Origin of the sequence: Actinosynnema sp. NPDC023794 (assembly GCF_040639675.1) — a bacterium.
Classification (GTDB): domain Bacteria; phylum Actinomycetota; class Actinomycetes; order Mycobacteriales; family Pseudonocardiaceae; genus Actinosynnema; species Actinosynnema luteola.
Genome location: NZ_JBFAFR010000004.1, coordinates 363716 through 390413, shown reverse-complemented (window position 1 = coordinate 390413; position 26698 = coordinate 363716). Strand labels below are relative to the sequence as shown.

Here is a 26698-nt window from a genome sequence, read left to right as displayed (position 1 = left end):
ACCATGCTGGGCGGCGGGAGGCGGCGGCGACGGGGAAGGGGCGGACCCCTGGACGGTCAGACGGCACCGCCGAAGCTCCGCATCGCGTTCATCGACATCGGACGCGGGCTGGCGGCGCTGCTCGTCTTCTACAGCCACATCGCCGAGCAGTGGGTCGCCAAGCGCGAGGCCGGGCCGACGCCGGGCGTCGACTTCATCGACGCGCTCACCAGCGACCCGATGCACATGGGCCTGCAGGGCATCGGCCAGATCGCGGTGCCGTTCTTCTTCCTGGTCAGCGGATTCGTGGTGACGCCGATCGCGTTGCGCCAGGGCCAGCGGCGGTTCGGCCTCAACCGGTTGGTCCGCGTCTACATCCCGATGACGTTCGTGGTGCTGCTGACCGCCGCGGTGATCCTGCTCGGCGCGCAGACGCTGATCGGCGCGAAAGAGCCGACGATCACCTGGTGGACCATCATCACCAACTCGCTGGTGATCAACTACCTGATCGTGCCGCAGGTGGTGATGGTCGGCGTCGCGTGGACGCTGGTCGTCGAGGTCGTCTTCTACGTCCTGCTGGTGCTGCTGCTGCCGGTGATGCGGCGCTGGACGTGGCTCGCCATCGGCGCGCAGCTGACGTTCGTGTTCGTGGTGATGATGAGCGCCCGCGAGTTCGGCGCGTCGTGGGCGCTGTTCGCGGTGAACGTGTCGTACCTGCCCATCCCGATCATCGGCCAGATCATCTGGGCGACCACGAGCAAGCGCGTGCCGCTGTGGCTGGGCGGGGTGTACGTCGGCATCGCGTGGTCGCTGTACGTGCTCGCCGAGCACCAGAAGCTCGGCCGGCTCGACACCTCGTACAACCTCGCCCTCGCGTTCGCGCTGCTGTTCTTCATGGTCGGGTACTTCGCCGAGTCGCGGCTCAAGGAGCGCAAGATCTGGATCGCGCTCTCGGAGCGCAGCTACTCGATCTACCTGCTGCACGGGCTCGTGGCGTTCGTGTCGCTGGACCTGATGCGGCCGGCCGTGCCGCTGTGGCTGGCGATCCCGCTCGCGGTGGCCCTGACGTTCGGCGTGGTCGAGGTGAGCTACCGGTTCGTGGAGAAGCCGAGCCACGCGCTCGCCCGGAAGCTGTCCCGCAAGCCCGCGCCCAAGCCGGAGCCGGAGCCCGAGGTGGAGTCGGAGGTGGAGTCCGAGGCGGCGGAACTCGAGGACGACGAGCTCGACGGCGCGTTCGAGGACGAGTTCGAGGACGCCGAGTGGCCGGAGGAGTCCGAGGAGCCGGACGAACCGGAACCCGTGCGCGAAGACCCGACCGTGGTGATCCGGCCGGTCCGCCTGCGCACGCCACCGCCCCAGCGGACCCCGCCCCAGCGCACCCCGCCTCCGCGCACGCCACCACGCGGTATGCCCGCCAACGGCACACCGGTGGTCCCCCGCACGCCGCCGCGAGGCATGCCCGCCAACGGCGCACCGGTCAACGGCGCACCGCCGCGCGCCACGCCCGTCAACGGCACGCCACCGCGAACTGCCGCCCCGCACGGCGCGCCGGCTCCGGGCACCCCGCCCCGGGGGACGCCCGTCAACGGCACGCCGCCCCGCGGTGTTCCGGTCAACGGCTCACCGGTCCCCGGCACGCCCCCGCGCGGCACGCCGGCCCAGCGCACACCGGCACCACCCCCGCCGCGCCCACCAGCCGCACGTCCGGCACCCGCACCCCCGCCGGTCGAGGACGCGACCCGGTACCTGCCCGCGGCGGTCTGGCCGGCCGAGGACCCGGAAACCGACGAAGCGCCCGGGCGCCGGCGGCTGCGCGAGGACAGCGGCCCGTCGGTGACGGTGGCGTCCCTGCTCGCCAACCACGCCAAGGAGAACGGCCACCACCGCTAACGCGGGTTCTTGGCCATCTCCTCGGCGATGATGTCGATGACCGCCGGTTCGAGCACCGGGTCCAGCCCGCTGACGAGGAGCCGCTCGGCGGCTTCCAGCACCACGACGTCGGTCTCCGCGAGGGAACGGGCGACCTCGCGCGCGTTGCTGGTGAGGCGTTCGACGTGCACCATCGTCAAGTCCGTGAAGCAGGCCACCAGGTACTGCGCCGCGTAGTAGGCGAACGAGTCGCCGAGCAGCCCCACCTTGGCCGTCGCCACGCCCTTCGACGGCGCCTGCGTGAACCGCTGCGGCTTGGGGTCGAGCGGGATCTCGTGGTTGCGCACCGTGCTGCCGTCGGGCGCGAGGTCGTAGGACTGGACCGGGTCCGTCGCGGTCCGGCCCAGCAGCGGCGCGAGGTCGCCCTCGCGGTCGACCACCTTCGTCGGCTCGACCTTCCAGTCCTTGGACGTGCCCGGCTTGACGGTGTCGGTGATGACGCGGGCCATCACGAGGCTGCCCTCGTGGGTCCAGTGGCTGTCGTACTTCGGGTAGGGCAGGCGGTGGGTCAGCTCGGCGGTCTGCTCGATCCGCGACCGCAGGTCGAGCGCCCCCGTCTTGCCGATCCCCTGCCAGAACTCGTCGCGCGCCTTGTTGAAGCAGTCCTTGCCGTAGAACTTCGACGGCAGGAACTCGGGCACCATCGTGCTCTTGTTCGGCGCGACGACCAGCAGGAACCTGCGCCCCGACGACTCGACCGCGGCGCGCAGGCGCGACAGCCGGGCGTGCACCTCGGCGACCGGCATCACCGGGTCGCACGCGCCCTCGACGTCCGCGCCGAGGAACAGCCAGTCGTCCTTGCCCTCGATCACGTCGACGAACGCCGTCGGGTCGGGCAGGTCCGCGGACGGGTCCTTCGGCGGTGTCGGCACCGGGCCGACGACGTCCTGCCGCCGGTCGAGGTCCGGCGCCTCGCCGAAGAGGCCGCGGCTGATGCCGTTCGCGGCGCCCACGGCCTTGTCGCGCAGCGGCACGTGGTCGCTCGCCCACGCGTTCAGCCCGGTGAAGAAGCCCCAGCCGTCGGTGATCGACGGGAACTCGGCGAGCTTGCGGTTCTCGAACTCCGCCGGCCGCACGCCGACGACCAGCAGCAGGGCGGGCGCGCAGAAGAAGACGATCGCGAGGGTGAGCGCGGTGCGCTGGCGGCTGCTGTGCCGCGGCCGGTAGAGGGCGTGCTCGCGGGGGAGCAACGACTCCGGCACCGCCGGGAGGGTCTTGGGCGGGTCGGTGCTCACGCCGGACAGCGTAGCCGGCGGGCACATCACCTGTTCGTGGTTCACCTCAAGGAGGGGATTCAAGAACCGTTGCTCGTGCAACCCCGCGCCCATGGCAGACGTCTCTTCGGGTGACAGGACACCTCACTCGGCGGAGGATCGTATGTGGCCCACTGTGATCCTGGTCACCTCTGGGGCACTGACGTTTTTAGTGCGAACCGTTCGGGTCCTGCGATCCGTATCAAAATCCGAAGGTGGGCGAACCCGTATTGAGACCGCCCCGCCGGCCTAGTCCCTATGGCGGCTTGTCCACTTGCCGTACGATCATTTCGGGTCGTACGACCTGTGCCTGCTAGGGGACCTCAGAACAGAGGTAGGTGCGTCATGGATCTCGCACTGAGTAAGGTCATCGAGCTGCGCGAAAGCGGGTTCCAGTTCCTCCACCTCCGGGACGAGGACGGACAGCTCGACCGCATCATGGCGTTCAAGCAGCGCAGAGGGTTCATCGACTCCATCCTGTTCTGGTCGGAGACCGAGGCCCGCGCGGGCAGGCTCCCGGCCGTCCGGGACAGCCGACGCGCCGCCCAGGCCGTCTGGATTTACGAGGGACCGCTGGTGGAGGCCGTCGACCGGCTGCTCGACCTGCCCGAGCCCGGCTCGCGCAACGCGCCGACGTTGATGAACAAGACGGCGTCCGACCTCGCGGTCGTGACCACGCTGCCGTTCAAGCTGAACCTGCCGCCCGGCGCTATCGCCTAGACATCATCCGTTAACGTCACCCGCCGCACACACAATGCGGCGGGCATCGGCGTTTCGGTTACTGTCTGTGATTTTTAGCGTTTTACGCAGAAGTTTCGGAGCCGGTCTATGTGCACCCCGCGCGTTCCCAACAATGAATATTCACCCTCGGCGCGGTGACACCAAACCTGATTCGTAGGCGAGCACGACGAGTTGTGCGCGGTCCCGCGCGCCCAGTTTGGTCATCACCCGACTGACGTGCGTGCGCGACGTCGCCGGACTGATCACGAGGTGTTCGGCGATCTCCTCGTTCGACATCCCGGCGGCGACGAGCGCGAGGATCTCCCGCTCCCGAGCGGTCAGCACGCGCAACGCCTTCGGGTCCGGACGGCGGTGCTCGGGCCGGTTCGCGAACTCCTCGATCAACTTCCGGGTCACGCTCGGTGAGAGGAGTGCCTCACCCTCCGCGACCACGGTGAGGGCGTGCAGCAGCTCGACCGGGTCGGTGTCCTTGAGCAGGAAGCCCGACGCGCCGCTCCGCAACGCCTCGAACACGTACTCGTCCACGTTGAAGGTCGTCAGCACGAGCACCTTCACGTCCGGCAGCTCGGCGCAGATCTGCCGCGTGGCGGCCAGGCCGTCGGTGCCGGGCATCCTGATGTCCATCACCACGACGTCCGGCCGGTGCTCGTGCGCCCGCCGGACCGCCTCCGCGCCGTCACCGGCCTCGCCGACGACCTCGAACCCGTCCTCGGTGTCGAGCAGCAGGCGGAAACCCGCGCGCACCAACGCCTGGTCGTCGGCCAGCACCACCCTGATCACCACGAACCTCCCACGGTAGGACCGCCCTGACGGTGAAGCCCTCGGCTGATGGTCCCGCGTCCACCGTGCCGCCCAGCGCTTCGACCCGTTCCCGCATGCCGCGGATGCCGGAGCCCGCGCCCTGCGGCGCCTGCTCGCCCCTGGTCGCGCCGTCGTCGGTGACGGTGAGGACCAAGGCGTCCTCGGTGTGCTCGAACGAGATGACGATCTCGGACGCGTCCGCCGCGTACCGCATCGCGTTGGTCAGCGCCTCCTGCACGACCCGGTACGCGGCGGCGTCGACGGGAGCGGGCAACGTCCCCGGCGTGCCGACGACCTTGGCCACCGGCACCGGTCGGACCAGCTCGTCGAGCCGGTCGAGGCTGGGCGCCGGCGTCGTCCCCTCACCGGTCCGCAGCACGCCGAGGGTCGCGCGCAGGTCGTCCAGCGCGTGACCGCTGGCCTCCTTGATCGCCTTGAGGGCCTTGACCGCCTCTTCGGGGCGGCGGTCGGCGACGTGCGCGGCGACACCGGCCTGCACGTTGATCATGGCGAGGCTGTGCGCGACGACGTCGTGCACCTCCCGCGCGATGCGCAACCGTTCTTCTTCCACCTGGCGGCTCCGCTGTTCGAGGACACGGGTGCGGCGCAGGGAGAGCACGGCGATGGCGGGTGCGGCGATCAGCGGACCCCAGTGGCCGGTGACGTAGTACAGCCAGGTCGACGCGCCGGTGACCGCGATGACGGCGACGGGGAAGCGCTTGCGCCAGATCAGCGGCGCGAACGTCGCCGCGAACCAGACCCACGCCAGCCACGCCATGCCGATGACGGTACGGGAGGAAGGCGGAGGTCAGCGTCGTGTCAGGGGCGGCTCACGCCCGTACGTCAGCCGTCGTACGAGCCCGGTGCCGCCACGGGCAGACCCACCCCGGCGGCGGCTTCGAGCAGCCGCTTGTCGTAGGTGACGAACGCGTCGAGTCCGGAACGCCGCCCAGTCCCGCAGCGCCACGGTCGGCCCGGCCGGGTTCTTCGAGTCACGCACCCGCGCCGGGCTACCCGCCGGCGAGACCTCACGTAGGTGACCTGGAAGTCGGAGACCTTGGACGCGTCGTGTCCAGGCTGATGTAGCCCTGGTCGTCGAGGTCGTACTTGGTCCACCAGCCCTTCTCCAACGCCCTCGCGCACATCTCCATGTAGGGCTCCCACTGGGAGAACGGGACGCCGTAGGTGTCGAGCATGGCGCGCATGCCGTGGTAGTCGGGTCGCTGGCCCTTCTCGATCCGGCTGATCTTGCGGTGGTCGTAGTCGACTCCGGATCAGTGCGTGATCATCCGATCGCGCGAAGCTACGGCGGCGGAAACAGCGGGTGGGAATCCCACGGGGTGCTTCCGGCGGTAACCGTGACCCCATGACGGACACGGCCTACCTGCACCGGATCGAGTACTTCCGGCGTCGGACCGACGGCTCGCTCGTGCGCGAGCACGCCGAGACCGTCGACGACCACGGTTGGCACATCGAGCGCGGCGTCCGGTGGAAGGACCGGTACACGCGGGGCTGTGCGGAGGACTTCCTGGCGCGGGCCGGGGCGCCGAGCGGGGTCTGCTCGGTGGCGGTGTGGCGAGGCGGGACGCGGGTCTGCACGGTGGGGTCGAGGTGGGTCGGGCTCCGCTGGACCGGGTGAAGTAATCCACCCACCGGAGTTAGCGGGCTTGAACCGGACACCCGGATTGCGAAACTTTCCCGCCCATGAACCTCAGGAAGACCATCGCCGGAGCCGCGGTCACCCTCGGCAGCACGGCCGTCATGCTCGGCCTGGGCGGCACCGCGCAGGCCGTCGACCTCGGTGCGCAGGCGCGGCCCGACGTCGACGCCGAACTGGGCGAGATCGCGAACCTCGGCGACGCGGTCCGGGTCGACCTCTCGAACCCGGCCGGCCCGATCGTCACCGGTCCCCTGCTCCTGGGCAACGGCGCCGGCGGGCCGCTGGACGTGAGGCTCAGCCTCGGCCGCTGACGCGCCACCCCGGGCACGCCGAACCTGCGCGCGCCCACCTCGAGCCGGAGCGGTCCCGGCCCCCTCCCCCTCGGGCCGGGACCGTTCCAACCACCGAAACGCCGTTCAGCGGCCGACGGCGTAGCCCTGCGCGCCGCGCGGGTTGGCGGCCGCACGCAGCAGGCCGTCGCGCGAATCCCGGGCCACGGCCGACATCCGGCCCAGCGTCCACGGACCGGCGTCGAGCACCGCGTGACCGCGTTCGCGCAGCTCCGCCATCGCGCCGTCGCCGATCCGCGACTCGACCACGACCTCGCCGGGCGTCCACGACCGCGGGTAGAACGAGCTCGGGAACGCGTTGGTGTGCCACATCGGCGAGTCGATGGCCTCCTGGAGGTTCATCCCGCCCGCGGTGTGCGCGAGCCAGAACCCCAGCTGCCACTGGTCCTGCTGGTCGCCGCCGGGCGTGCCGAAGGCCATCGCGGGCAGGCCGTCACGCAGGGCCAGGCTCGGGGACAGGGTGATCCGGGGGCGCTTGCCGGGGGCCAGGGAGTTCGGCAGGCCCTCGTCCAGCCAGAACATCTGCGCCCGGGTGCCGAGGCAGAACCCGAGCGACGGGATGGTCGGCGAGGACTGCAACCACCCGCCGGACGGGGTGGCCGACACGATGTTCCCCCAGCGGTCGACCACGTCCACGTGGACCGTGTCGCCCTTGACCGTGCCCACGCTCGACACGGTGGGTTCGCCGATCGCGCCGCCGCCGTCCGGTCCGCTCGCGACGCGCGGGCCGCGCGCGACGTGCCCGGGAAGACGTGCGTCGAGCCGACCGGGTGAACCGGGCCGCAGGTCGAGCGACGCGTGATCGGCGACGAGCTGCCGGCGCTGGTGCGCGTACTCCCTCGAAAGCAGGACGTCCAACGGCACGTCGCCGCTGTCCCCGTACCAGGCCTCCCGATCGGCGAACGCCAGCTTCGCGCACTCCACCGCCAGGTGCACGGTCTCCGCCGACGGCACGCCGTCCACATAGGACAACCGGTCCGCGAAGCCCTCCAGCAGCAGCAACTGCTGCAACAGCACGGGCCCCTGGGTCCACGCCCCCGGCTTCACCACGCTCCACGACCCGAAGTCCACCGACACGGCGTCCTCGTACGACGCCTCCCACGACGCCATGTCCTCGCCGGTCAGCACGCCGGCGTGGTCGGCGCCCGAGTCGTCGCGGTGCGCGATCCGGAAGAACTCGTCCACCTGGGCGGCCACGAACCCCTGCGACCACGCCCGCCGCGCCGCCTCGAGCTGCGCCTCGCGGTCCGACCCGGCGGCCTCGGCGGCGGCCAGCAGCCACTCCCACGTGTCCGCGAGCTTGGTGTTGCGGAACCGCGCGCCCGCCTGCGGCGGCTTGCCGCCGGGCAGCCACAGCGCCGCCGACGACGTCCAGTGGTCCCGGAACAGGCCGGCGACCGTCGAGATGGTGGACGCCGCCCGTTCCAGCAGCGGGAACCCGTCCCGCGCGTACCCGATCGCGTACCCCAGCACCTCGCGCAGCGACTTGGTCCCGTAGTCGCGCAGCAACGTCAGCCAGCCGTCCCACGCGCCCGGCACGGTGGCCGCCAGCAGCCCGCTGCCCGGCACGAGGTCCAGGCCCAGGCCCGCGTAGTGCGAGATCGTCGCACCGGCCGGCGCCACGCCCTGGCCGCACAGCACGCGCGGCGAGGTCTCGCCGGCGGCGGCGAACACCACGGGCACCTCGCCGCCCGGACCGTTGAGGTGCGGTTCCACCACTTGCAGCACGAAGCCGACCGCGACCGCGGCGTCGAAGGCGTTGCCGCCGTCCTCCAGGACGGCCATGCCCGCGCTGGAGGCGAGCCAGTGCGTGGAGGCGACCATTCCGTGCGTGCCGACGAGTTCAGGACGCGTGGTGAACATTTCGACAACCTACGTCGGCTCACCGCATTTTGTTACCCCTGCTAACGAGACTGTGTCCTGAAGATCAGCTGAACCCGAACCGCGCTCATATCGCCTGGTCGGGCACCCGCAGCTCACGCCCCAGGCCGTGCAGCACGAGCCCCGCCCGCGCCAACGCGTCCGGGTCGAGGTGGTTGCGCGTGTCCAGCACCGTCGAACCGGACATGACCGACGCCACCAGCGCCCAGTCCAGCGCGCGGAACTCCGGCCACTCGGTCAGCAGCACGACCGCGTCCGCGTCGCGCACCGCCGCGTACGGCGAGTCGACCACGGTCATCCCCACCAACGGCCGGCTGATCTCCGGGTCGTGCGCGACCAGCTCCGCGCCCTCGAACGCGAGCAGCTCCGCCACCGCCAGCGCGGGCGAGTCGCGCAGGTCGTTGGTGCCCGCCTTGAACGCCAGCCCCAGCACGCCGATGCGCGCGCCGGCCAGCGGCCCGATGGCGCCGCGCAGCTTCTCCACCACCCGCCGCTGCTGCCGCGCGTTCGTCTCGATGGTGGCCTTGACCAGCGAGAAGTCGACGCCGACGGCATCGGCGATGCGCACCATGGCGTGCGTGTCCTTGGGCAGGCACGAGCCGCCCCAGCCGGGGCCCGGCTTGAGGAACGACTGGCCGATGCGCTTGTCGTAGCCCATGCCCTCGGTGACGGAGGTGACGTCCGCGCCGACGAGTTCGCACAGCTCGGCGACCGCGTTGACGTAGGACAGCTTCATCGCCAGGAAGCAGTTGGCCGCGTACTTGACCATCTCGGCGCTGGCCGCGTCCATGAGCACGGTGGGCGCGCCGAGCTTGGTGAACAGCGCGCCGACGCGCTCGGCGGCCTGCGGCGAGTCCGAGCCGACCACGATCCGGTCGGGGTGCAGGAAGTCGCGCACGGCACTGCCCTCGCGCAGGAACTCCGGGTTGGAGACGACGGCGACGTCCTCCCGCCCGAGCAGGGCCGCGACCCTGGTCGACGTCCCGACCGGAACGGTGGACTTGCACACCACGACCGCGCCGTACGGGAGGACGTCGCGGATCTCCCGAGCCACCGCCTCGACCGCGCCGAGGTCGGCCGCGCCGCCCGCGCCCATGGGCGTGGGCAGGCACAGGAACACCACCTCGGCGTCACCGACGGCGTGCCGCGCGCCCTCCACGAACGCGAGCCGTCCCGCCGACTGGCCCGCCGCGACCAGGTCGTCGAGGTCCGGTTCGAGGATGTCGACCTGCCCGGCACGCAGCCGCGCCACCTTGAGCGCGTCCACGTCGGCGCACACGACCCGATGTCCGAGGGAGGCGAGGCACGCCCCCGTCGTCAGGCCCACGTAACCCGTTCCCACGACCGCGATCCGCCGGACGAACATGGGTATGACGGTGGCACCCGAAGTTGACCGTGGGTCAAACACCAGGCGTATGCGGAGAGTGAGATGGGTAGTCCCCTGGGTGTACCGGGAAACACCCCTCGCGGCGGACGCGGTTTCGGCCGACCGAAGGCAAGGTCATGGGTATGGAACTCGTCCTCTTCTCCCTGCTCTTCGTGGGGTTGGCGGTGCTGGCGGCCGTGCCGTTGGTCGCATTGCTCCACTTCTCCGAGCGCCGGGGGCTGAACGACCGTTAACCTCCTGGTCCCAGGACAGGAGGATGTATGGAGATCTCGGGTACCGCGGCGATCGTCACCGGCGGCGCGTCCGGGCTTGGCCTCGCGACCGCGCGGGCGTTGGCGGCACGTGGTGCGGCGGTGTTCGCGCTGGACCTCTCTACCGACGACGCCCCTGACGTCGAGGGCGTCACCTACCTGGCGGCGGACGTCACCTCAGAGGAGGACGTCCAGGTCGCCGTCGACACGGCCGCCGGCTCCGGCTCGCCGCTGCGGGTCGTGGTGAACTGCGCGGGCATCGGCCCGTCGACGAGGACGGTCGGCAAGTCCGGCCCGCACCCGCTCGACCTGTACCGCAAGGTCATCGACGTCAACCTGGTCGGCACGTTCAACGTGCTGCGGCTGGCGGCGGCGGCGATGGGCAAGACGGAGCCGCTGGAGCACGGCCAGCGGGGCGTGGTGATCAACACGGCGTCGATCGCGGCGTTCGACGGGCAGATCGGGCAGGTGGCGTACGCGGCGTCGAAGGCGGCCGTGGTCGGGATGACGCTGCCCGCCGCGCGCGACCTGTCGTCGGTGGGCGTGCGGGTGATGACGATCGCGCCGGGCATCGTGGACACGCCGATGCTGGCGACCGTGTCGGACGAGTTCCGGGCGGGCCTGGCGGCGGGCGTGCCGTTCCCGAAGCGGCTGGCGCTGCCGGAGGAGTACGCGCAGCTGGCCGTGTCGATCGTCGAGCACGACTACCTGAACGGCGAGGTCATCCGCATGGACGGAGCCCTCCGGATGGCGCCGCGGTGACATGGCCGCTGCTCCGCAGACGGCGGCTCGGTCACCCGGAAGTCGATCGACGCGACCTCGCGTGGTGGTCCGGTAGGGCGACCTCGCCCGCGACGCCGGAGGCGGCGCGATCCGACGCAGTCACAAATCCCCGGCGAACGGCAGGTCGTCCATGGCGTCCGACGTCATCCACAGCCTCAGGGTGTGGGTGGCGCGGACGTCGTCCTCGTTGTACTCCAGCAGCCGGCGGCGCTGGTCGGGGTCCGGCGGTCGGCCGTCCATGCCCGCGGCGTCGCGGTACCAGCGCATCGAGTTCTCGCCGCCCGCCTCCGGGTCGCGCCAGCGGAAGCCGGCGACCGGCGCGATGGTCTTCAGGCCCTTGCCGTGCGCGCACAGGAACTGGTCCTGCACGATGCCGAACAGGTCGACCCACGAGTCGGACGTGATGAACTCCCGCACCTGCGCCACGGTGGGGATGCCGGGCCGGCCCTTGAACCGCTCGGCCGACCCGAGCAGCCAGCGGTTCTCCGCGAGCTCGTTGTAGCAGTAGGCCTTGAACGACAGGCCACGTGCGCGGGCGCGCAGCCGCACGCCCGTCAGCCAGCCCCAGAACTCGGCGAACGACCGGGCCTCGTCCGCGCACGGCAGCGGGTCCCAGGTGGCGAACGCGCGGTAGCCGTGCTCCTCGCCGACGTCCTGCCCGGACAGCCAGCAGCCCCACATGTACGCGCCGAGGTCGCCGAAGCTCTCCATGTCCACGTCGACCTCGACGTCGGCGCGCGGCACCTCCATCCGGGACACGCGGCGCACCACGGTGAGGTCGCGCAGCCAGGCGCGGGCGAGGATCACCGCGTCCGAGTACAGCATCCCGACCAGGGGGACGACCTGTTCGTCCGGGTCGAGCGCGGCCAGCTCGTCGACCGTGTGGACGCCGACCTTGCGCAGCGCCGCGGCGTCCTCGCCGCGCACCACGAGGCTGACGTCGCGCGCGGTCTTCAGGTCGGTCTCGCACACCGGCCACCACGGGCAGCTGCGGCACTCCACGATCCGGGTCGGGCGGGCCTGCGGGTCGGCGCCGGTGGCGGCGGCGGACGCCACGGCCAGCCGGTCGGCGAACCGGGTGTCGTACTCGGCGAGCGCGTTCTTGCCGCCGGGCCAGGTCGGCGCTTCGAGGTCGTGCCACACGACGACGTCGGCGTCCATGCCGATCACACCGCCGGTCGCCCGGCCCCGCGCGGCGAAGCCGGACGCCTGGAGCTGCCGCTGCGCGTGCGCCAGCCGGAGCTGGTCACGAGGTTGGGGCCGGACCTTGCGCAGCGGGTCGACCCGCGCGCCGCCCGGCAGCGGGTGCGACAGCGGTGACGTGCGCGCGCCCTGACCCGGGTCGCTGACCTTGTGCCGGACCACGAGCACCGGCACGTACCCGGTCGTCTCCTTGACCAGCAGGTCGATGCCGCCGCGCCGACCGCCCAGCGGGTCACGGGGCAGCGCCGCACCCCAGATGTACGGCACACCGGCCTGCATCGCGGCGGCGGTGACGCGCTCGCGGTCGGCCGACGGCACGTCCTGCGGAATTTCCATCAGGTCGGACCCGACGACCCGGCCCAGCGCGGTCGCGACCGCGCGCCGGTGGTCGTTCGCGTCGGCCTTGCGCTGCTGACCGGTCGGGTCCGGCGGCAGTCTGGGCACGTCACGCATGGTCGGATCGTGTTCGAGGTGCACCCGCCGCCGGCAACGAGTGACCACACCGGCGTCGAGCTGCACCTGGGAAGTCACCGGTGCAGCGTATGACGCCGGGCGCGCTGTTGTACCGGCAACCTCGCGGAGTCGAGTCGATCTTTTGCCGGAACGGCTCTAGGGTCAGGCACAGGAGGTGCGGCGATGGCGCGCGAGAAGGGCAAGGGGTTCACCCCCGGCAGGGTGAAGAACCTCGTCGGCGTGGCCAAGGTGCTGGCGCCGACGTTGATCCCGGTGATGGCGCCGGTCGCGGCCCGCGCCGCGGCGCTGCTGAGCGACCGCTACGACCACTACCGGGCGGCACGGCTCGGCGTGCCGGTCGACCAGCTGACCAGGTACTCGGGCAAGGGCGCGCGCCTGCACGCCCGCATCGCCGGGTTCGCCGACGCGCTCGCCCAGCTCCGCGACACCGAGCCGACCTACGTCCAGGACACCGAGAAGCGCCTGGCGCAGCTGCTGGCCGCGGTGCGGGCGTCCGAGCGGATGCCCGCACCGCGGCGCAAGGCGGCGCACCGCGCGGTCTCGGTCGACCTGGACGCGATGGAAGCCGACCTGCTCAAACGCCTCGGCGTGTGAGTTCCTCCACGGTCCGGTAGGCGATCTCCTCCGGGTTGGGGTCTGCCGGGTCGTAGTGCGCGGTGACCTCCTCCATCACCTCGGCGACCCGTTCCTCCCGCCGGATCAGCGGGTCGCTGCGCAGGTCACGGGCCAGCGACACGCACAGCCCCACCATGACGACCATGAACGGCAGCGCGGCGATGATCGTGAGGTTCTGCAGCCCGGTCAGCGCGCTCGTCCCGCCGACCAGGAGCATCACCGCCGCGACGAGACCGGTGAGCACGCCCCAGAACACGACCACGGGCTTCGACGGCCGGATCGAGCCGCGCTGCGACAGCGTGCCCATCACCACGGACGCGGCGTCCGCGCCGGACACGAAGAAGATCGCCACCAGCAGCATCACCACCACCCCGGCGACGGAGGCCAGCGGGAACTGGTCGAGCAGCCCGAACAGCTGGCCCTCCGGGGAGGCCGTGCCGGCGAGGTCCGTGCCGGACCGCTGCACGAAGATCGCCGTGCCGCCGAACACGCAGAACCACCCCAGGCTCACCAGGCTGGGCACGCCGATCACGCCGGCCACGAACTGCCGGATCGTGCGACCCCGGCTGATGCGGGCGATGAACATGCCGACGAACGGCGTCCACGAGATCCACCACGCCCAGTAGAAGATCGTCCAGCCGGACAGCCACGTCTCGGTGGCGTCGCCGCCGGACGCGGCGGTGCGGCCCGCCATGTCGGCCAGCTCGCGGAAGTAGTCGCCGATCGCGGCGGGCACGAGGTTCAGCACGAACACCGTCGGCCCGACCACGAACACGAACGCGGCCAGCACCACGGCGAGCACCATGTTGATGTTCGACAGCCACTGGATGCCCTTGGCCACGCCGGACACGGCCGAGGCGACGAACGCCATGGTCAGCACGGCGATGACACCGACCACGATGCCGTTGCCGACCTCGCCGAGCCAGCCCGCGACCTGCAGGCCGCTGCCGATCTGGAGCGCGCCGAGGCCCAGCGAGGTGGCCGAGCCGAACAGGGTGGCGAAGATCGCCAGCACGTCGATCGCGCGACCGGCGGGCCCTTCGGCGCGCCGCCTGCCCAGCAGCGGGGCGAACGCCGCGCTGATCAGCTGGCTGCGACCGCGGCGGAAGCTGCCGTAGGCGATGGCCAGGCCGACGACGGCGTAGATCGCCCACGGGTGCAGCGTCCAGTGGAACAGGGTGGTCGCCATCGCGGTCTGCAACGCCTGGTCGGAGCCGCCCTCGACGGTGCCGGGCGGCGGCTGCACGAAGTGCGACAACGGCTCGTTCACGCCGTAGAACATCAGCCCGATGCCCATGCCCGCGCTGAACATCATCGCGACCCACGAGATCGTGCGGAACTCCGGAGGCTCGTCGTCGCGGCCGAGCGGGATGCGGCCGTAGCGGCTCACCGCGAGCCACAGGGCGAACAGCACGAAGCCCGACGCGCTGAGCACGAACGCCCAGCCCAGGTTGCCGATGACCCAGGTCAGGGCCGTTTTCGACGCCGTGGCCAACGATGCCGTGCCGAGGATGCCCCACGCGACGAACCCGAGGGTGACAACTGCGGCGACACCGAACACCACGCGGTCCGTCCGCCCTGGTCGATCCACCTTCGGATCACCGGGCAACGGCTCTTTGACAGGTTTACTCTCGGTCGTCACGGGTAACCACTACCCCCGAACGGAGTAGGGCAAACCCACTCCGACCCGTGGGGGCTGACGCCGGGGCGGCGCGACCTCCTACTCTCTGGAGTATGACCAGCCGGCCCGCACCGACCCGCCTCGCGCGGGCCGTCCTGCTGGCCGTCACCTCCGCCGCGCTCAGCGTCACCGCCCACGGCGCGGCGGGCGGCTCGATCACCGAGTTCGCGCCCGCGCTGCCGCTGACGCTGCTCGTCGCCTTCGCGGGCACCGCGCTCGCCGAACGCGGACGCCGACCGTGGACCATCCTCGCCGCGCTGGGTGTCGCGCAACTCGGGCAGCACGCGCTGCTCAACCTCGGCCACCACGCCGCCGACGGGCCCGGCCTCGGGTTCAGCCCGACCGCCATGACCGCGGCGCACGCCCTCGCCGCCCTGCTCACCGGCCTGCTGCTGGCCCGCGCCGACGCCGTGCTGCAGGCGCTGGTCGGCGTGGTGACCCGGCTGCTGCCGCCGCACGCGCCGGTCGCGCCGATCGGCGCGCTGTGGGCGCCCACCCCCTCGTCGACGGCGAACGTGCTGGTCGACGTGGTGTTGCGACGGGTGCACGGCCGCCGCGGTCCTCCCGGTTCCTGATCACCCGGGTCCCCAGAAGCACACCTCAGGTCTCAGGAGCCACCACTTCATGTCGACAAAGCGATTTGGCGCGCGCACGCTCGCCAAGGGCGGCGCCGTGCTCGGCGCCGCCGCGATCCTCGCGCTGACCACCGCGGGCCTGGCGTCCGCCCACGTCACGGCGTCCACGCCGAAGGACGCCGTGCAGGGCGGGTACACCAAGGTCACGCTGCGCGTGCCCAACGAACGCCCCGACTCGGGCACGGTCAAGCTGGAGCTGACCCTGCCCGCCGAGTACCCGCTGGCCTCCGTCAGCACCAAGCCGACGCCCGGCTGGAAGGTCGAGGCGGTCAAGGAGAAGCTGGCCACGCCCGTCAAGAGCCACGGCCGCGAGGTCACCGAGGCCGTGCGCACGGTCACGTGGACCGCCGACCCGGGCAACCGCATCGAACCCGGCCAGTTCAACGAGTTCGACCTGTCCATCGGGCCGCTGCCGGACAACACCGACCAGCTGCTGCTGCCCACCAAGCAGACCTACGACAGCGGCGAGGTCGTCGACTGGAACGCGCCGCCCCCCGCCGAGGGCGCCGACGAGCCGGAACGCCCCGCGCCCGTGCTGAAGCTCGTCGCCAAGACCGACGGCGACGCGCACGGGACGGCCACCGCGACGGCGGTCGCGGACGACGGGCACGACGCAGCGGCGGCCGGCTCGACCGACGACACGGCCCGCTGGCTCGGCGGCGCCGGCCTGGCGGTCGGCGCGCTGGGGCTCGGGTTGGGTGCGGGAGCCGTGCTGCGGTCCCGCCGCGCGGGCAAGCCGACGGCATGAGGCGCGTCGTCTCGCTGCTGCTGACCGGCCTCGTCGCGGGTGCGGTCGTGCTCGGCACGGCCACGCCCGCGTTCGCGCACAACGTGCTGGTCAGCAGCGACCCCAAGGACGGGTCGCGGTTGGAGGCCGGGCCGGCGGCGATCACGCTGACCTTCGACCAGGCCGTGCAGGCCGGGGAGAAGTTCAACACGATCACCGTCACCGGGCCCGGGGGCACGCGCTGGGAAGCGGACGGCGAGCCGACGGTCAAGAACAACAGCGTCGTCTTCCCGGTCCGCCCGCTGGGCCCGGCCGCCGAGTACACCGTGGGCTACCGGATCCTCTCCGCGGACGGGCACCCGGTGACGGGTTCGCTCAAGTTCACCCTGACGAAGGAGGGCAGCGGCACGCCCGCGCCCGCGTCCTCGTCGGCCGCGCAGGACCCGGCTTCGCCGTCGTCCGGGTCGGGCGGCGTGCCCATCTGGGTGTGGATCGTCGGCGCGGCCGTGCTGCTGGCCGGTGGCGCGTTCCTCGCGCTGCGCGGCGGCGCGGAGGAGAGCACCCGGCGATGACCGCGAACCGGACCACCACCACGACCACCTCGAACAGGTACTGGGTCGTCGGCGGCCTGCTGGCAGGCGGGGCCGTCGGCGTGTTCCTGGGCTTCGGCCTGTCCACCACACCGGAAGCGGTGGGCGTGGCCGAACCGGGGGTGGTGGTCCGGTTCGGCCACCCGTTGGTGCGAACGCTGCTCGACCTGGCCGCGACGATCGTCGTCGGCCTCTCGCTGCTGCCGAAGCTGCTCGGGTTCAGCCGGCCCGCCATCACCGAGCCGGTGATGCGGATCGCCCGGCCCGCCGCCGTGGTCGCGGCGGCGGTGTGGGCGTTCACCGCGTTGGTGTCGATCGTGATCCGGGCGTACGAGACGCGCCCGGACGCGGAGCTGACCATGCCGATGGTCGTGGACTACGTGCAGCGCGTCGGCGCCGGGCAGGGACTGCTGTTCAGCGCCGTGTGCGCGCTCGTGTACCTGTGGATCGGCGTCATGGCCGTGCGCCGGGGCGAGTCGGTGCCGGCGGAGCTGCGCATCCTGATCGCCATGTTCGGCCTGCTGCCGCTGCCGGTGACCGGCCACGCGTCGAACTGGAAGTACCACGACTACTCCATGATCTCGATGGAGCTGCACGTGCTCGGCGCGGCGGCGTGGACCGGCGGCCTGGCGGCGCTGGTCGTGCTGGTCGCCCACCGGCGGGGGCTGCTGGCCGAGGCATTGCCGAAGTTCTCGAAGCTGGCCACCATCGCGTTGGTCCTGGTGTCGGTGACGGGGTTGTTCAACGGCCTGCTGGAGCTGGCGCTGAACCCGGTCGTCGGGCTGCCGGGCTCGCTCTTCACCACGTCCTACGGCCTGGTCCTGGTCGGCAAGGTCGTGTGCGCCGCGTTGTTGGCCGTGCTCGGCGCGAACATCCGGTGGCGGTTCCTGCCGCGCATCGCGCAGCACAAGACGACGGCGATCGTCGGCTGGGCCGCGTTCGAGCTGGCCGTGATGGGCGTCGCGTTCGGCCTGGCGGTCGTGCTCTCCCGGGCCCCGGTCGCCTGAGCCGTCACCCGGCGGGCGCCGGGCGACGACGCGAGGATGTCGGACCCCTGTGGTTGGTTCGATCCATGGCTGATCAACCGATCCTGGTACTGGGTGCCACCGGCTCGACCGGCAGGCGGGTGGCCGCGCGGCTCTCCGGAGCCGGCCACGCCGTGCGCCGGGCGTCACGCCGGGGCGAGGTGCGCTTCGACTGGTCCGACCCCGGCACGTGGGCGGGCGCGCTGGACGGCGTCGAGCGGGTCTACCTGATGGCGCCGCACGAGCTGCCCATCGAGCCCGCGTTCGTGCACGAGGCCGTGGCACGGGGCGTGCGGCGGTTCGTGCTGCTGTCCACCCGCGGCGTGGTGGAGATGCGGGACGAACGGCTGCTCGCCGCCGAACGGCTGGTGCGCGAGTCCGGCGTCGGGTGGACCGTGCTGCGGCCGGACTGGTTCGACCAGAACTTCGACGAGGGGTTCTTCCGGCCCTCGGTGCTCGCGGGCGAGCTGGTGCTGCCCCTCGGCGAGAAGCACCAGGCGTTCGTGGACGCGGGCGACATCGCCGCGGTGGCCGTCGCCGCGCTGACCGAGGACGGGCACGAGGGCGAGGTCTACGAGGTCACCGGGCCCGAGGCGTTGTCGTTCCCGCAGGCGCTCGACGTGCTCGCCCGGGTCACCGGCCGGCAGGTCGACTTCCGCGGCACGCCCGACGACTACCGGGCCGTCGTGCCCGCCGACCTGGCCGAGGAGCAGATCCGGGCGTGGGACGCGCTGGCCGACGGCGAGCCGACCGACACCGTCGCCCGGGTAGCCGGACGTGGGCCCAAGAGCTTCCACGACTACGCGGTCGAAGCGTGGGAAGGGGGTGCCTGGCGCGGCTGACCGTCGGCGAGTGGTCCGTTCGGTGCGACGAGCTGCGCCGAACGCCCTAGTCGGTGACCGGTCGGGCGGAAGAGTCCTCGCGGAGCCGGGTCAGCGCCGCCATCGCGTCCTGACCACGCCGATCGAGCTCCTTGGCGTCGATCCAGCCGTTGGCGAAGTACCGGTAGTCCCGCGCGAGCTTCACCAGTTCGGCAAGGTAGGTCGCCGAACGGCGCCGCCGCTGCTCGTCGAACGACGCCAGGAACGGCAACTGCGTGTCCACGACCTCGTCCAACATGCGGGCGGCCCGCAGGGCTCGCCTTCGCCGCAACACCGGCAGATTCCCGACCACTCGCACACCTCGCCGACCCCGTCACGCCATCCTTCGCTGCCTCAGTCGTGAAACGCGCGCCGAGCGTTACCGGTTCGTTCCCCCACGACCCCCGGTTCAGCGGTAGGGGGTCCACGGGGTCGTGGTGTCGCCGGCGCGCAACGCTTTGAGCCGGCTGCGCAGCTCCTCGCGCACGCCGGGGTGGCTGCGCATGATCGGCAACACGCTCGTGGTCAGCTTCAGCTCCCTGACCTCGCGCAACACCGGGAAACCGGCCCACCGGGTGACGTCGAAGCCGTACTCGTCGGCCAGCTGCCGGTACCACTCGACGGGGTGGCCGAAGCGGGCGACGCCGACCGGCAGGGTGCTCAGGTCCCACTCGCGCGGCCCGACGCTGGTGGAGTCGAAATCACAGATCACCGGGCCGTCGGGACTGGGGATCAGGTTGCCCAGGTGCGCGTCGCCGTGCACCACGCCCTGCGGCAGCACGGCCCGCAGCTCGGCCAGGCGGTCGTCGGCCTCGGCGCACCGGTCCTCCAGGAACCGGCGGTCCGGCGCTGACAGCTCCTCGGCGTCCGCGATGCGCCGGCGCACGTCGTCCAGCGGCGCCCAGCGCGGCAGCTCGAACTCCGGCGCGGGCAGCGCGTGCACCTGGCGCAGCACCCGGCCCAGGTCACGGCCGTCGACCGGCCTGCCGCCGGACGGCACCGTGTGCCACACCGTGGCCAGGTGCTCGCCGACCGCCAACGGCTGCGGCACGCCCTCGACCAGCCGCACGGCGGGCACGTCGTGCGAGGCGAGCCACCGCGCGACCTCGACCACCTTGACCGCCCGGTGGCGCAGCGTCGTCGAGCCGACGATCCGCACCACCACCCGGTCGGCGGGCAGCTCGAACACGGCGTTGCTGGTGAACTTCACCAGCCGCGCGCCGCGGTGCGCCAACCCCAGTTCGGCGCACAGCCGCCTCAGCACGGCGGTCAGCGCGGCGGAGGTGAACCTGCCGTCCAGGGTCCCGGCTCCCCGCAGCTCAGGCCGCGCTGTCGTTGCCGGTGAACTTGGCAAGGCGTTCGGCCAGCTCGCGGGCGTCGGGGTTGTTCCGGCGCTTCTCGGCTTCGTGCTGCAGCGGCTTCATCCGGTCCTTCGTGCGGACCGACTTCAGGCCCTCGGACAGCTCGATCGCCTGCCGGCCGAGCCGCGCGCCGTGGTCGATGTCGCCGTCGAGCAGGTGGTTGATCGACAGGGAGGTGAGGTTGAACGACCGGCTGCGGGTCATGTCCTCGCCGTAGCCGCCGATGGCCTTGGTCAACGCGGGCACCGCGGTGCGCGTGTACTTCGCGTCCACGGTCTGCGCCAGCTCCGTGTGCACGGTGCCGATCATCGCGGACAGGTCGTTGGCGTCGAAGAACTTCGCCCACGCGGGCGCCTCGCCGATGTTGGCGCGGGCGAACTCGTCGCGCGCCCGGCCGAGCAGCTTCAGCGCCTGGTCGTCGGAGCCCATCTTCGCGTAGGCCCACGCCTCGTTGGCGCACAGGATGCCGACGGCGAGCTCCGAGCCGGAGTTCTGCGCGGCCAGCTGGCCGAGCTGGAACACCTTCAACGCGTCGTCGGGCGCGTTCTGGTGCAGGTAGACGCGGCCCATCCGGTACAGGATGTTGGCCACGAGCTCTTCCTTGCGCCCCTGCTTCGCGAGGCCGAGCGCCTGGCCGAAGTGGTTGCGGGCCGAGTCGTACAGGCCGGTGTCGAACGAGGTCCACCCGGCCAGGTTGTGCAGGTCGGCGAGCGCGACGTACAGGCGTTCCTTGACCAGGTCGGTCGCGTTCGCCCCGAGCATCTGCTGGCCCCACGAGAGCTGGGCGACCACCGCGTCGCGGCACGAGCCGCCGCCGTACTGGTAGTCGAGCGTGCGCAACGCCCTGGTGGCCGCTTCGACCTGTCGGACGTCGGTCATGCCGATGCGGCCAGGGGCCGGAGTCTGCGCGGGCGATGAAGCCCAAGACCCGGAGTCCGTACCGAACACGGCCGCGCCGACGGTGATGGCGGCGGCGTGCGCGAGGAACTTCCTTCGCTTCACCGACTCGTCCTCCTCAGAATGGGGTGACTCCGCCGTGGCGGCCACCCTCACTGCCGTGGCCTCGTCGTAAGCGAGGCCCATGTACCCCCTGGGTACGCCCAAGCCCGCGGCGATCCGCGCGAGGACGTCGTAGGCCATGACCTGGCGTCCCTTGAGGATCTCCGAGACTTCGGACTGCGACTGGCCCGTCAGCGCCGCGATCTGGCGCTGCGAGACACCGTGCCGTCGGAGCAGCCGGTAGACCGCGCTGATCTCTCGTCTGGCCAGGGCGTCACGCATCTCCTGCTGGTCCCACACGTCTGGGGTAACAGGAGAGCTTGGCGAACCGATGGTGTTCAATTGCGCCCCCTCACAGTCCTTTGGGCGTCAACGGCAGAGTAGGGGCACTCCCCCGACTGCGAGAAGTACCGATCGGCGAGGCTGATCGGCCCTGCCGAACTCCGCTGACCGCTTACCGTGGAACGGCCACCGGCCAGCGCTGTGACGTCCCGATCCGGGTTGAATCATCGCAATCTAGGTTCCGGTAAGCGAGCGAGCACGGAGAGGAACATGGTCGTGGACCTGATCGAGCGGGCGGTGACCACCCCTGGTGGGTCGGCGGCGCCTGCCGTGGCCACGACCGACGCCTCTCCCGCATCCCTGTCTGTCCAGGAGTCGACCGACCTCGACTCCGGATGGCGCGGCACGACCGGGCACCGTCGCTGGTGGCGGATTCGCTGCAGCGACGTGGTCGACCGGGAGCGCTGCCTCACCGTGATGGTCGACCGGGGCCGCGTGGTCCTGGTCGGTCCTCCCGGCGAGACGGCGGTCCTCTCGGCCGACCAACTCGTACAACTCAGGGCCGCGCTACGTGAGGCCGCCGAGCAGGCGGAAAGGTGACGGTGACGTTTCGGTGGACGAGATCCTCGGACAAGTTCTTCGCAACGCGGTGTGGGAGCGGTTGGACCTGCTCACAGAGCTGGCCAACGAGGCCGACGCCCCGTCCCTCCTGTCGGTGGCACGTTCCGAGCTCCCTCGGCTGACCGAGGGGTGGCGGGCCCTGCTCGCCGCGCACGAACCGGACGAGAAGGGCAACTGCCCCGAGTGCTCCGGACGGTGGCGGCAGCAGAAGAGCCCCTGCTCGGTGTGGCGCGCCGCGTACGAACACCTGGTCGCGGGCGGTTTGGCCCCGCGCCCGGCTCGGCACCTCCGATCGGCGCCGGTGACGCCTCCTGTCACGCGTTCGCGCCGGGGAATGGTGGCCCGAGCCCACTAACGGGCGGCCCCGACCTGTCGTTCCCCCGACGCGACCAGGTCGAGCACCCGCCTACTGGCCGGCGGTCCGGGACGTGCGAACCCCCGACCGCGACGAACGGACCGCCGGCCAGCTACAGCACAGCTCCGCACAGCCACAACTCCACAGTCATCCGCGGGCCGGTGTCGTGCACACCTTCCCTCCCCGACCGGCACTGGTCCGCGGGCACCAACCCGGTCCTGATGTCCGCCCCTCCCGCGCGGACATCGGGACCGTTTCACGAGGTCAGCGGTGGGTGCCGGTCAGCCAGGTCAGGTACCCGGTCACCCCCGGGAACAGCCGGCCGGCCACGTCGAACGCCCTGAGCTGCCACGGGAACACCGCCTCGTCCCGCTCCCGCTCCACCACGTCGGCGATCCGCGCCGCGACCGCCTCCGGCGTCACGGTCGGGATCATCCTGGCCAGCCGCGGGATCCGCTCCTCGGCGCCGGGGTTGTTGACGAAGTACCTGCTGCTCACCTTGCCCGGCACGACCTCGCTCACCCCGACCCCGGTGCCGCGCAGGTCCATCCGCAGCGCCGCGGTCATCCCGCGCAACGCGTAGCGGGCCGCCGCGTACCCGGTCGCGCCGGGGATCGGCAGGCGGGACACCGGTGAGTTGACGTTGACCACCCGCCCCGAGCCGCGCGCCCGCATCCCGGGCAGGAACTCCCTGGTCAGGTGCAGTGCGGCGGTGAACGGCAGGGCGATCATCCCGGCCAGCTCGGGGGTCGGCGTCTCGTCGAGGAACAGCCAGCGGCCGACGCCCGCGTTGTTGACCAGCACGTCCGGCACGCCGACCTCCGCGACCACCCGTTCGGCGAGCGTGCGGATACCGTCGACGTCCGCGAGGTCCGCCGACACGGCGAGCGCACGCCCACCGGTCGCCGTGATCCGTTCGACCTGCTCGTCGAGCGCTTCACCGCTGCGTGCCACGAGCACGACAACCGAACCGCGCCTCGCGAGCGTCCGGGCCGTCGCCGCGCCGATGCCCTGCGACGCACCGGTCACCACGACCGCCTTACCCGCCAACCGCAACGAACTCCCCCTAAGCCACTGAACGAACCCTGGTCACGAGCGCCGCCGCGCACAGCGTGGCGACCGCCGACACGGCGAACAACCCCCGGTACCCGCCGAGCGACGCCAGCACGAACGTCGTCAGCAGCGGCGCGAGCACCTGGGGCAGCGAGTTGGCGATGTTGAGCACGCCGAGGTCCTTGGCCCGGTCCGACGCGGCGGGCAGCACCTGCGTCAGCAGGGCCAGCGCCACCGCCCAGTACGCGCCGAAGCCGAGCCCGAGCAGCGGCGCGGCGATCAGCGCGGCCGGCCACGTCGGCCACGCGACCAGCAGCATCGCCGCCACGGCCATCACGCCGGCCGCCAAGAGCACGTACGGCTTGCGACGGCCGGCGCGGTCGGAGTGGGCGCCGACGGCGAACGCGCCGATCGCCAGCGCCACGCCGTAGAGCAGCATCAGCACCAGCAGGCCGTTCTCGGGTTCCGGGTGCCGGACCACGTCGCCGAGGAAGTACAGCAGGTAGAGCGTGCCGAACGCGTTGCCCAGGTTGATCATGAAGTGCGCGCACCACGCCCAGGCGAAGTCCGGGTGCCGCCTCGGCGACACCCACAGCTCGCGCCACCGCAGCGCCGGGCGGGCGGCGGGCGGCAGGCGGACGTCCGGGGTGATCAGCACGAACGCCAGCGCACCGGCCACGACCAGCGCCGCGCACGCCAGGTACCCGTTCGCCAGGCCGCTGACCAGCACCGTCACCACGACCGCGCCGAGCACCGTGCCGAGCATCTGGGAGACGCCGACGAGTCCGCCCACCTTGGCCCGCTGCCGCACGGGCACCCGGTCGGGCACGGCGGAGGTGAGGCTGGCGAGCATCCCGTTCAGCCCGGCCTGCACCAGGCACCACCCGATCACCATCACACCGACGGATGACGCGGACGACAGCACCACCAGGCCGACGGCGCCGACGAGCGCGCCCGCGAGCGTCCACGGGTGCCGCCGGCCGAACCGGGACGTGGTGCGGTCCGACGACAGCCCGATCAACGGGTTCGCGACCAGCGCCACGAGCGCGCCCACACCCGTGACCAGGCCGAACACCGCTTCCTTCGCGGTGGAGTCGAGCAGCTCGGCCTGCTGCGGCAGCAACACCTGGATCGGCGCGTAGATGGCCAGCCAGAGGCCGAGGTTGGCCAGGAACAGCCACGTCATCCACGACCGGCGGACGGGGACGGCCGGTTCCGCCAACGCCTCCGCCGTCACCGCCTGATCCGATCGCGGTACCACTCGTACGAGGCACGCGGGGTGCGTTGCTGCGTGTCGTAGTCGACCTGGACGAGGCCGAACCGCTGCGAGTACCCCGAGTCCCACTCGAAGTTGTCCATCAGGGACCACACGAAGTACCCGCGCACGTCCGCCTTCAGAGCTTCCGCGATGTGCGCGTCCAGGTACGCGATCCGCTCGGTGTCGTGGAGCGAGTCCGGGTAGCTGCACCCGCTCTCCGTCACGTAGACAGGCGGCAAGTCGACAAATCGATCTCGCAACCGGGAGATCATCTCGGACAGCCCGGACGGCACGACCGGCCAGCCGAAGCCGGTCTTCGGGTACTCGTCGACGTCCACCAGCTCGAACGGCAGCGGGTTGCCCTCGGACGGCAGCCGCAGCCGGGTCGGGTTGTAGTAGTTGACGCCGTAGAAGTCGAGCGGCGCGGAGGTGATCGCCAGGTCGCCGTCCACGATCGGCAAGCGGTCGGCCAGCGAGTCCGGGTAGCGGCCGGCCAGCTGCGCGTCGGCGTAGAGCCAGTTGTGCAGATCGGAGTAGGCCTCGGCGGCGGGCCCGTCGGCCGGGGTGGCGGGCCACGCGGGCGTGTGGTTGTTGGCCGTGCCGACGGCGCGCGCTCCGGCGGAGCGCAGCGCCTGCACGGCGAGCCCGTGCGCGAGGTTGAGGTGGTGGGCGGTCGGCAGGGCGTCGAAGAGCAGCGCCTTGCCCGGCGCGTGCTGCCCGGTGGCGTACCCGAGCAGGGTGACCATCGCGGGCTCGTTGATCGGGATCCACATCGCGACCCGGTCGGCCAGGCGCGCGGCGACCCGCTCGGCGTACTCGGCGAACCGGTGCGCGGTGTCGCGGGCGAGCCAGCCGCCCTCGTCCTCGACGGCCAGCGGCGTGTCCCAGTGGTACAGCGTGACGACGGGCGCGATGCCGGACTCCAGCAGCTCGTCCACCAGCCGGTCGTAGAACCCCAGGTCGCCCGCGAGCACCCGCGGCCACGACACGGAGAACCGGTAGGCGCCGACGCCGAGGGACCGCATCAGGCCGACGTCCTCGCGGTAGCGGCGGTAGTGGTCGCACGCGACGGAGGCGTCGTGCCCCTCGAACGCCGGGAACCGGTCCCACACGGACGGTTGCCTGCCGGCGGCGGTGAACGAGCCTTCGATCTGGAAGGCGGAGGTCGACACGCCCCACAGGAAGTCGTCGGACAGGGTCACGCAAGCCTCCCGAAACATGAAAGTGATTCGGATCGTAGGCGTGTTGCGCCGTGAAGTGAAGTGGAAAGGTCCATTACCGGGCACTATGGAGTCCCGCCACCCATTCAGCAGGAGTCGCCGTGACCAGTACGACCCCGCTGCGCCGTCAGCCGGTGCAGCAGCGCAGCGCCAAGCGCGTCGAGCGGATGCTCGAGGCCTGCGCACAGCTCATCGAGGAGGTCGGCTACGACGGAGTCACCACGACATTGATCGCCGAGCGCGCGGGTGTCGCGGTCGGCTCGCTCTACCAGTTCTTCCCCGACAAACGGGCCGTCGTGCAGGCGCTGACCCTGCGCAACCTGGAGAAGTTCATCCAGACGGTGGACGGCCGGTTCACCTCGACGACCCTCGACCACTGGTGGGACGCCGTCGACTCGATCTTCGACGTGTACGTCTCGATGCACCGCGAGGTGCCCGCGTTCTCGAAGCTGCACTTCGGCGACGTCGTCGACATGCGGCTGCTCGACGACCGGCGCGACAACAACACGGTCATCTCCGACCGCATCGCGGAGATGATCTCGGCGAAGTTCGACATCCCGCTCGCCGAGCTGCAGCTGCCGATCTCGATCGCGGTCGAGGCGGCGGACGGCGTGCTGAACCTGGCGTTCCGCCGCGACCCGGCCGGTGACCAGCGGATCCTCGAGGAGGCGAAGGCCCTGGTCCGCGGGTACTTGTCGACACGGCTTCCGGACTAGGTCGGGTC

General features: G+C 71.6%; 29 protein-coding genes. 14 read left to right on the top strand and 15 right to left on the bottom strand.

The genetic code is table 11. The features are described from left to right. Positions 1–3 precede the first annotated feature (3 nt). Positions 4–1869, top strand: coding sequence for an acyltransferase family protein (locus AB0H12_RS13145; protein ID WP_499623031.1), 1866 nt, complete (start codon positions 4–6; stop codon positions 1867–1869). Here AB0H12_RS13145 and AB0H12_RS13140 read toward each other — a convergent pair. Continuing rightward, positions 1866–3143 (bottom strand): alginate O-acetyltransferase AlgX-related protein, encoded by a 1278-nt coding sequence (locus AB0H12_RS13140; RefSeq protein ID WP_499623029.1) that lies wholly within the window; start codon positions 3141–3143, stop codon positions 1866–1868. The genes AB0H12_RS13145 and AB0H12_RS13140 overlap by 4 nt on opposite strands. A gap of 363 nt (positions 3144–3506) precedes the next feature. Between AB0H12_RS13140 and AB0H12_RS13135 the strand changes: the two genes are divergently transcribed. Further along, positions 3507–3881, top strand: coding sequence for a hypothetical protein (locus tag AB0H12_RS13135; protein WP_499623027.1), 375 nt, complete (start codon positions 3507–3509; stop codon positions 3879–3881). A gap of 141 nt (positions 3882–4022) precedes the next feature. Here AB0H12_RS13135 and AB0H12_RS13130 read toward each other — a convergent pair whose 3' ends face one another. From AB0H12_RS13130 to AB0H12_RS13115, 4 genes are all read right to left on the bottom strand, one after another. Then, entirely contained in the window at positions 4023–4682 is a 660-nt protein-coding gene (locus AB0H12_RS13130; protein WP_499623026.1) for a response regulator transcription factor, read from the bottom strand. Next, positions 4579–5481, bottom strand: coding sequence for a sensor histidine kinase (locus tag AB0H12_RS13125; RefSeq protein WP_499623024.1), 903 nt, complete (start codon positions 5479–5481; stop codon positions 4579–4581). Before AB0H12_RS13125 ends, AB0H12_RS13130 begins: the two co-directional genes overlap by 104 nt. A gap of 65 nt (positions 5482–5546) precedes the next feature. After that, on the bottom strand, positions 5547–5699 hold the full coding sequence (locus tag AB0H12_RS13120; protein WP_499623022.1) for a hypothetical protein: 153 nt from the start codon (positions 5697–5699) through the stop codon (positions 5547–5549). Between the two features lie 32 nt (positions 5700–5731). Beyond that, positions 5732–5908, bottom strand: a complete 177-nt coding sequence (locus AB0H12_RS13115) for a hypothetical protein (protein WP_499623021.1) — start codon at positions 5906–5908, stop codon at positions 5732–5734. Between the two features lie 161 nt (positions 5909–6069). Here AB0H12_RS13115 and AB0H12_RS13110 point away from each other — a divergent pair, with 161 nt between their 5' ends. Further along, the gene (locus AB0H12_RS13110; RefSeq protein WP_499623020.1) at positions 6070–6342 is read left to right on the top strand and encodes a hypothetical protein; all 273 of its coding nucleotides are present in this window, start codon (positions 6070–6072) and stop codon (positions 6340–6342) included. Positions 6343–6407: 65 nt separating this feature from the next. Further along, positions 6408–6674: a hypothetical protein gene (locus tag AB0H12_RS13105; protein ID WP_499623018.1), complete on the top strand. Its 267-nt coding sequence runs from the start codon at positions 6408–6410 to the stop codon at positions 6672–6674. A 105-nt stretch (positions 6675–6779) separates the two neighbouring features. Here AB0H12_RS13105 and AB0H12_RS13100 read toward each other — a convergent pair whose 3' ends face one another. Both AB0H12_RS13100 and AB0H12_RS13095 read right to left on the bottom strand, forming a co-directional pair. After that, a complete protein-coding gene (locus AB0H12_RS13100; RefSeq protein ID WP_499623017.1) occupies positions 6780–8576 on the bottom strand; it encodes a gamma-glutamyltransferase family protein in 1797 nt (598 codons plus the stop codon). 85 nt (positions 8577–8661) lie between these two features. Then, on the bottom strand, positions 8662–9960 hold the full coding sequence (locus AB0H12_RS13095; protein ID WP_499623014.1) for a UDP-glucose dehydrogenase family protein: 1299 nt from the start codon (positions 9958–9960) through the stop codon (positions 8662–8664). Between the two features lie 281 nt (positions 9961–10241). Between AB0H12_RS13095 and AB0H12_RS13090 the strand changes: the two genes are divergently transcribed. Further along, positions 10242–10994, top strand: a complete 753-nt coding sequence (locus AB0H12_RS13090; RefSeq protein ID WP_499623013.1) for an SDR family NAD(P)-dependent oxidoreductase — start codon at positions 10242–10244, stop codon at positions 10992–10994. Positions 10995–11114: 120 nt separating this feature from the next. On the opposite strand, the gene AB0H12_RS13085 is transcribed toward AB0H12_RS13090, so the two are convergent. Beyond that, entirely contained in the window at positions 11115–12749 is a 1635-nt protein-coding gene (locus AB0H12_RS13085) for a TM0106 family RecB-like putative nuclease (RefSeq protein WP_499623012.1), read from the bottom strand. Between the two features lie 105 nt (positions 12750–12854). Between AB0H12_RS13085 and AB0H12_RS13080 the strand changes: the two genes are divergently transcribed. Next, positions 12855–13286, top strand: a complete 432-nt coding sequence (locus AB0H12_RS13080; protein ID WP_499623011.1) for a DUF6474 family protein — start codon at positions 12855–12857, stop codon at positions 13284–13286. Here AB0H12_RS13080 and AB0H12_RS13075 read toward each other — a convergent pair. Then, positions 13267–14898 carry a BCCT family transporter gene (locus AB0H12_RS13075; RefSeq protein WP_499623009.1) on the bottom strand — a complete coding sequence of 544 codons (1632 nt, stop codon included), beginning with the start codon at positions 14896–14898 and terminating at the stop codon, positions 13267–13269. The genes AB0H12_RS13080 and AB0H12_RS13075 overlap by 20 nt on opposite strands. 143 nt (positions 14899–15041) lie before the next feature. Here AB0H12_RS13075 and AB0H12_RS13070 point away from each other — a divergent pair, with 143 nt between their 5' ends. The 5 genes from AB0H12_RS13070 (at position 15042) to AB0H12_RS13050 (ending at position 18807) form a co-directional block, all read left to right on the top strand. After that, positions 15042–15563, top strand: a complete 522-nt coding sequence (locus AB0H12_RS13070; RefSeq protein WP_499623007.1) for a hypothetical protein — start codon at positions 15042–15044, stop codon at positions 15561–15563. A gap of 49 nt (positions 15564–15612) precedes the next feature. Beyond that, positions 15613–16371 (top strand): YcnI family copper-binding membrane protein, encoded by a 759-nt coding sequence (locus AB0H12_RS13065; RefSeq protein WP_499623006.1) that lies wholly within the window; start codon positions 15613–15615, stop codon positions 16369–16371. Further along, complete coding sequence (locus tag AB0H12_RS13060) at positions 16368–16922, top strand: copper resistance CopC family protein (RefSeq protein ID WP_499623004.1); 555 nt, start codon at positions 16368–16370, stop codon at positions 16920–16922. Before AB0H12_RS13065 ends, AB0H12_RS13060 begins: the two co-directional genes overlap by 4 nt. Further along, positions 16919–17947: a CopD family protein gene (locus tag AB0H12_RS13055; protein ID WP_499623003.1), complete on the top strand. Its 1029-nt coding sequence runs from the start codon at positions 16919–16921 to the stop codon at positions 17945–17947. The genes AB0H12_RS13060 and AB0H12_RS13055 overlap by 4 nt, the downstream gene beginning before the upstream one ends. 65 nt (positions 17948–18012) lie before the next feature. Then, positions 18013–18807 (top strand): NAD(P)H-binding protein, encoded by a 795-nt coding sequence (locus tag AB0H12_RS13050; protein WP_499623001.1) that lies wholly within the window; start codon positions 18013–18015, stop codon positions 18805–18807. A 46-nt stretch (positions 18808–18853) separates the two neighbouring features. Here AB0H12_RS13050 and AB0H12_RS13045 read toward each other — a convergent pair whose 3' ends face one another. From AB0H12_RS13045 to AB0H12_RS13035, 3 genes are all read right to left on the bottom strand, one after another. Continuing rightward, complete coding sequence (locus AB0H12_RS13045) at positions 18854–19138, bottom strand: hypothetical protein (protein WP_499623000.1); 285 nt, start codon at positions 19136–19138, stop codon at positions 18854–18856. 96 nt (positions 19139–19234) lie between these two features. Further along, the gene (locus tag AB0H12_RS13040; protein ID WP_499623182.1) at positions 19235–20125 is read right to left on the bottom strand and encodes an aminoglycoside phosphotransferase family protein; all 891 of its coding nucleotides are present in this window, start codon (positions 20123–20125) and stop codon (positions 19235–19237) included. A gap of 19 nt (positions 20126–20144) precedes the next feature. Continuing rightward, positions 20145–21467 carry an NsdA family TPR-like regulatory protein gene (locus AB0H12_RS13035; RefSeq protein ID WP_498771295.1) on the bottom strand — a complete coding sequence of 441 codons (1323 nt, stop codon included), beginning with the start codon at positions 21465–21467 and terminating at the stop codon, positions 20145–20147. A gap of 270 nt (positions 21468–21737) precedes the next feature. Here AB0H12_RS13035 and AB0H12_RS13030 point away from each other — a divergent pair, with 270 nt between their 5' ends. After that, positions 21738–22067: a hypothetical protein gene (locus tag AB0H12_RS13030; protein WP_499622999.1), complete on the top strand. Its 330-nt coding sequence runs from the start codon at positions 21738–21740 to the stop codon at positions 22065–22067. Between the two features lie 13 nt (positions 22068–22080). Beyond that, positions 22081–22443, top strand: coding sequence for a hypothetical protein (locus AB0H12_RS13025; protein ID WP_230569459.1), 363 nt, complete (start codon positions 22081–22083; stop codon positions 22441–22443). A gap of 264 nt (positions 22444–22707) precedes the next feature. Here AB0H12_RS13025 and AB0H12_RS13020 read toward each other — a convergent pair whose 3' ends face one another. Genes AB0H12_RS13020 through AB0H12_RS13010 form a run of 3 tightly spaced genes read right to left on the bottom strand, consistent with a single transcriptional unit; the run spans position 22708 to position 25974 of the window. Beyond that, positions 22708–23472, bottom strand: a complete 765-nt coding sequence (locus AB0H12_RS13020) for an SDR family NAD(P)-dependent oxidoreductase (RefSeq protein WP_499622997.1) — start codon at positions 23470–23472, stop codon at positions 22708–22710. Between the two features lie 37 nt (positions 23473–23509). Then, the gene (locus AB0H12_RS13015) at positions 23510–24682 is read right to left on the bottom strand and encodes an MFS transporter (protein ID WP_499623180.1); all 1173 of its coding nucleotides are present in this window, start codon (positions 24680–24682) and stop codon (positions 23510–23512) included. Positions 24683–24729: 47 nt separating this feature from the next. Continuing rightward, positions 24730–25974 carry a glycoside hydrolase family 1 protein gene (locus tag AB0H12_RS13010; RefSeq protein ID WP_499622996.1) on the bottom strand — a complete coding sequence of 415 codons (1245 nt, stop codon included), beginning with the start codon at positions 25972–25974 and terminating at the stop codon, positions 24730–24732. A 101-nt stretch (positions 25975–26075) separates the two neighbouring features. Here AB0H12_RS13010 and AB0H12_RS13005 point away from each other — a divergent pair, with 101 nt between their 5' ends. Beyond that, positions 26076–26690 (top strand): TetR/AcrR family transcriptional regulator, encoded by a 615-nt coding sequence (locus tag AB0H12_RS13005; RefSeq protein ID WP_499622994.1) that lies wholly within the window; start codon positions 26076–26078, stop codon positions 26688–26690. Positions 26691–26698 lie beyond the last annotated feature (8 nt).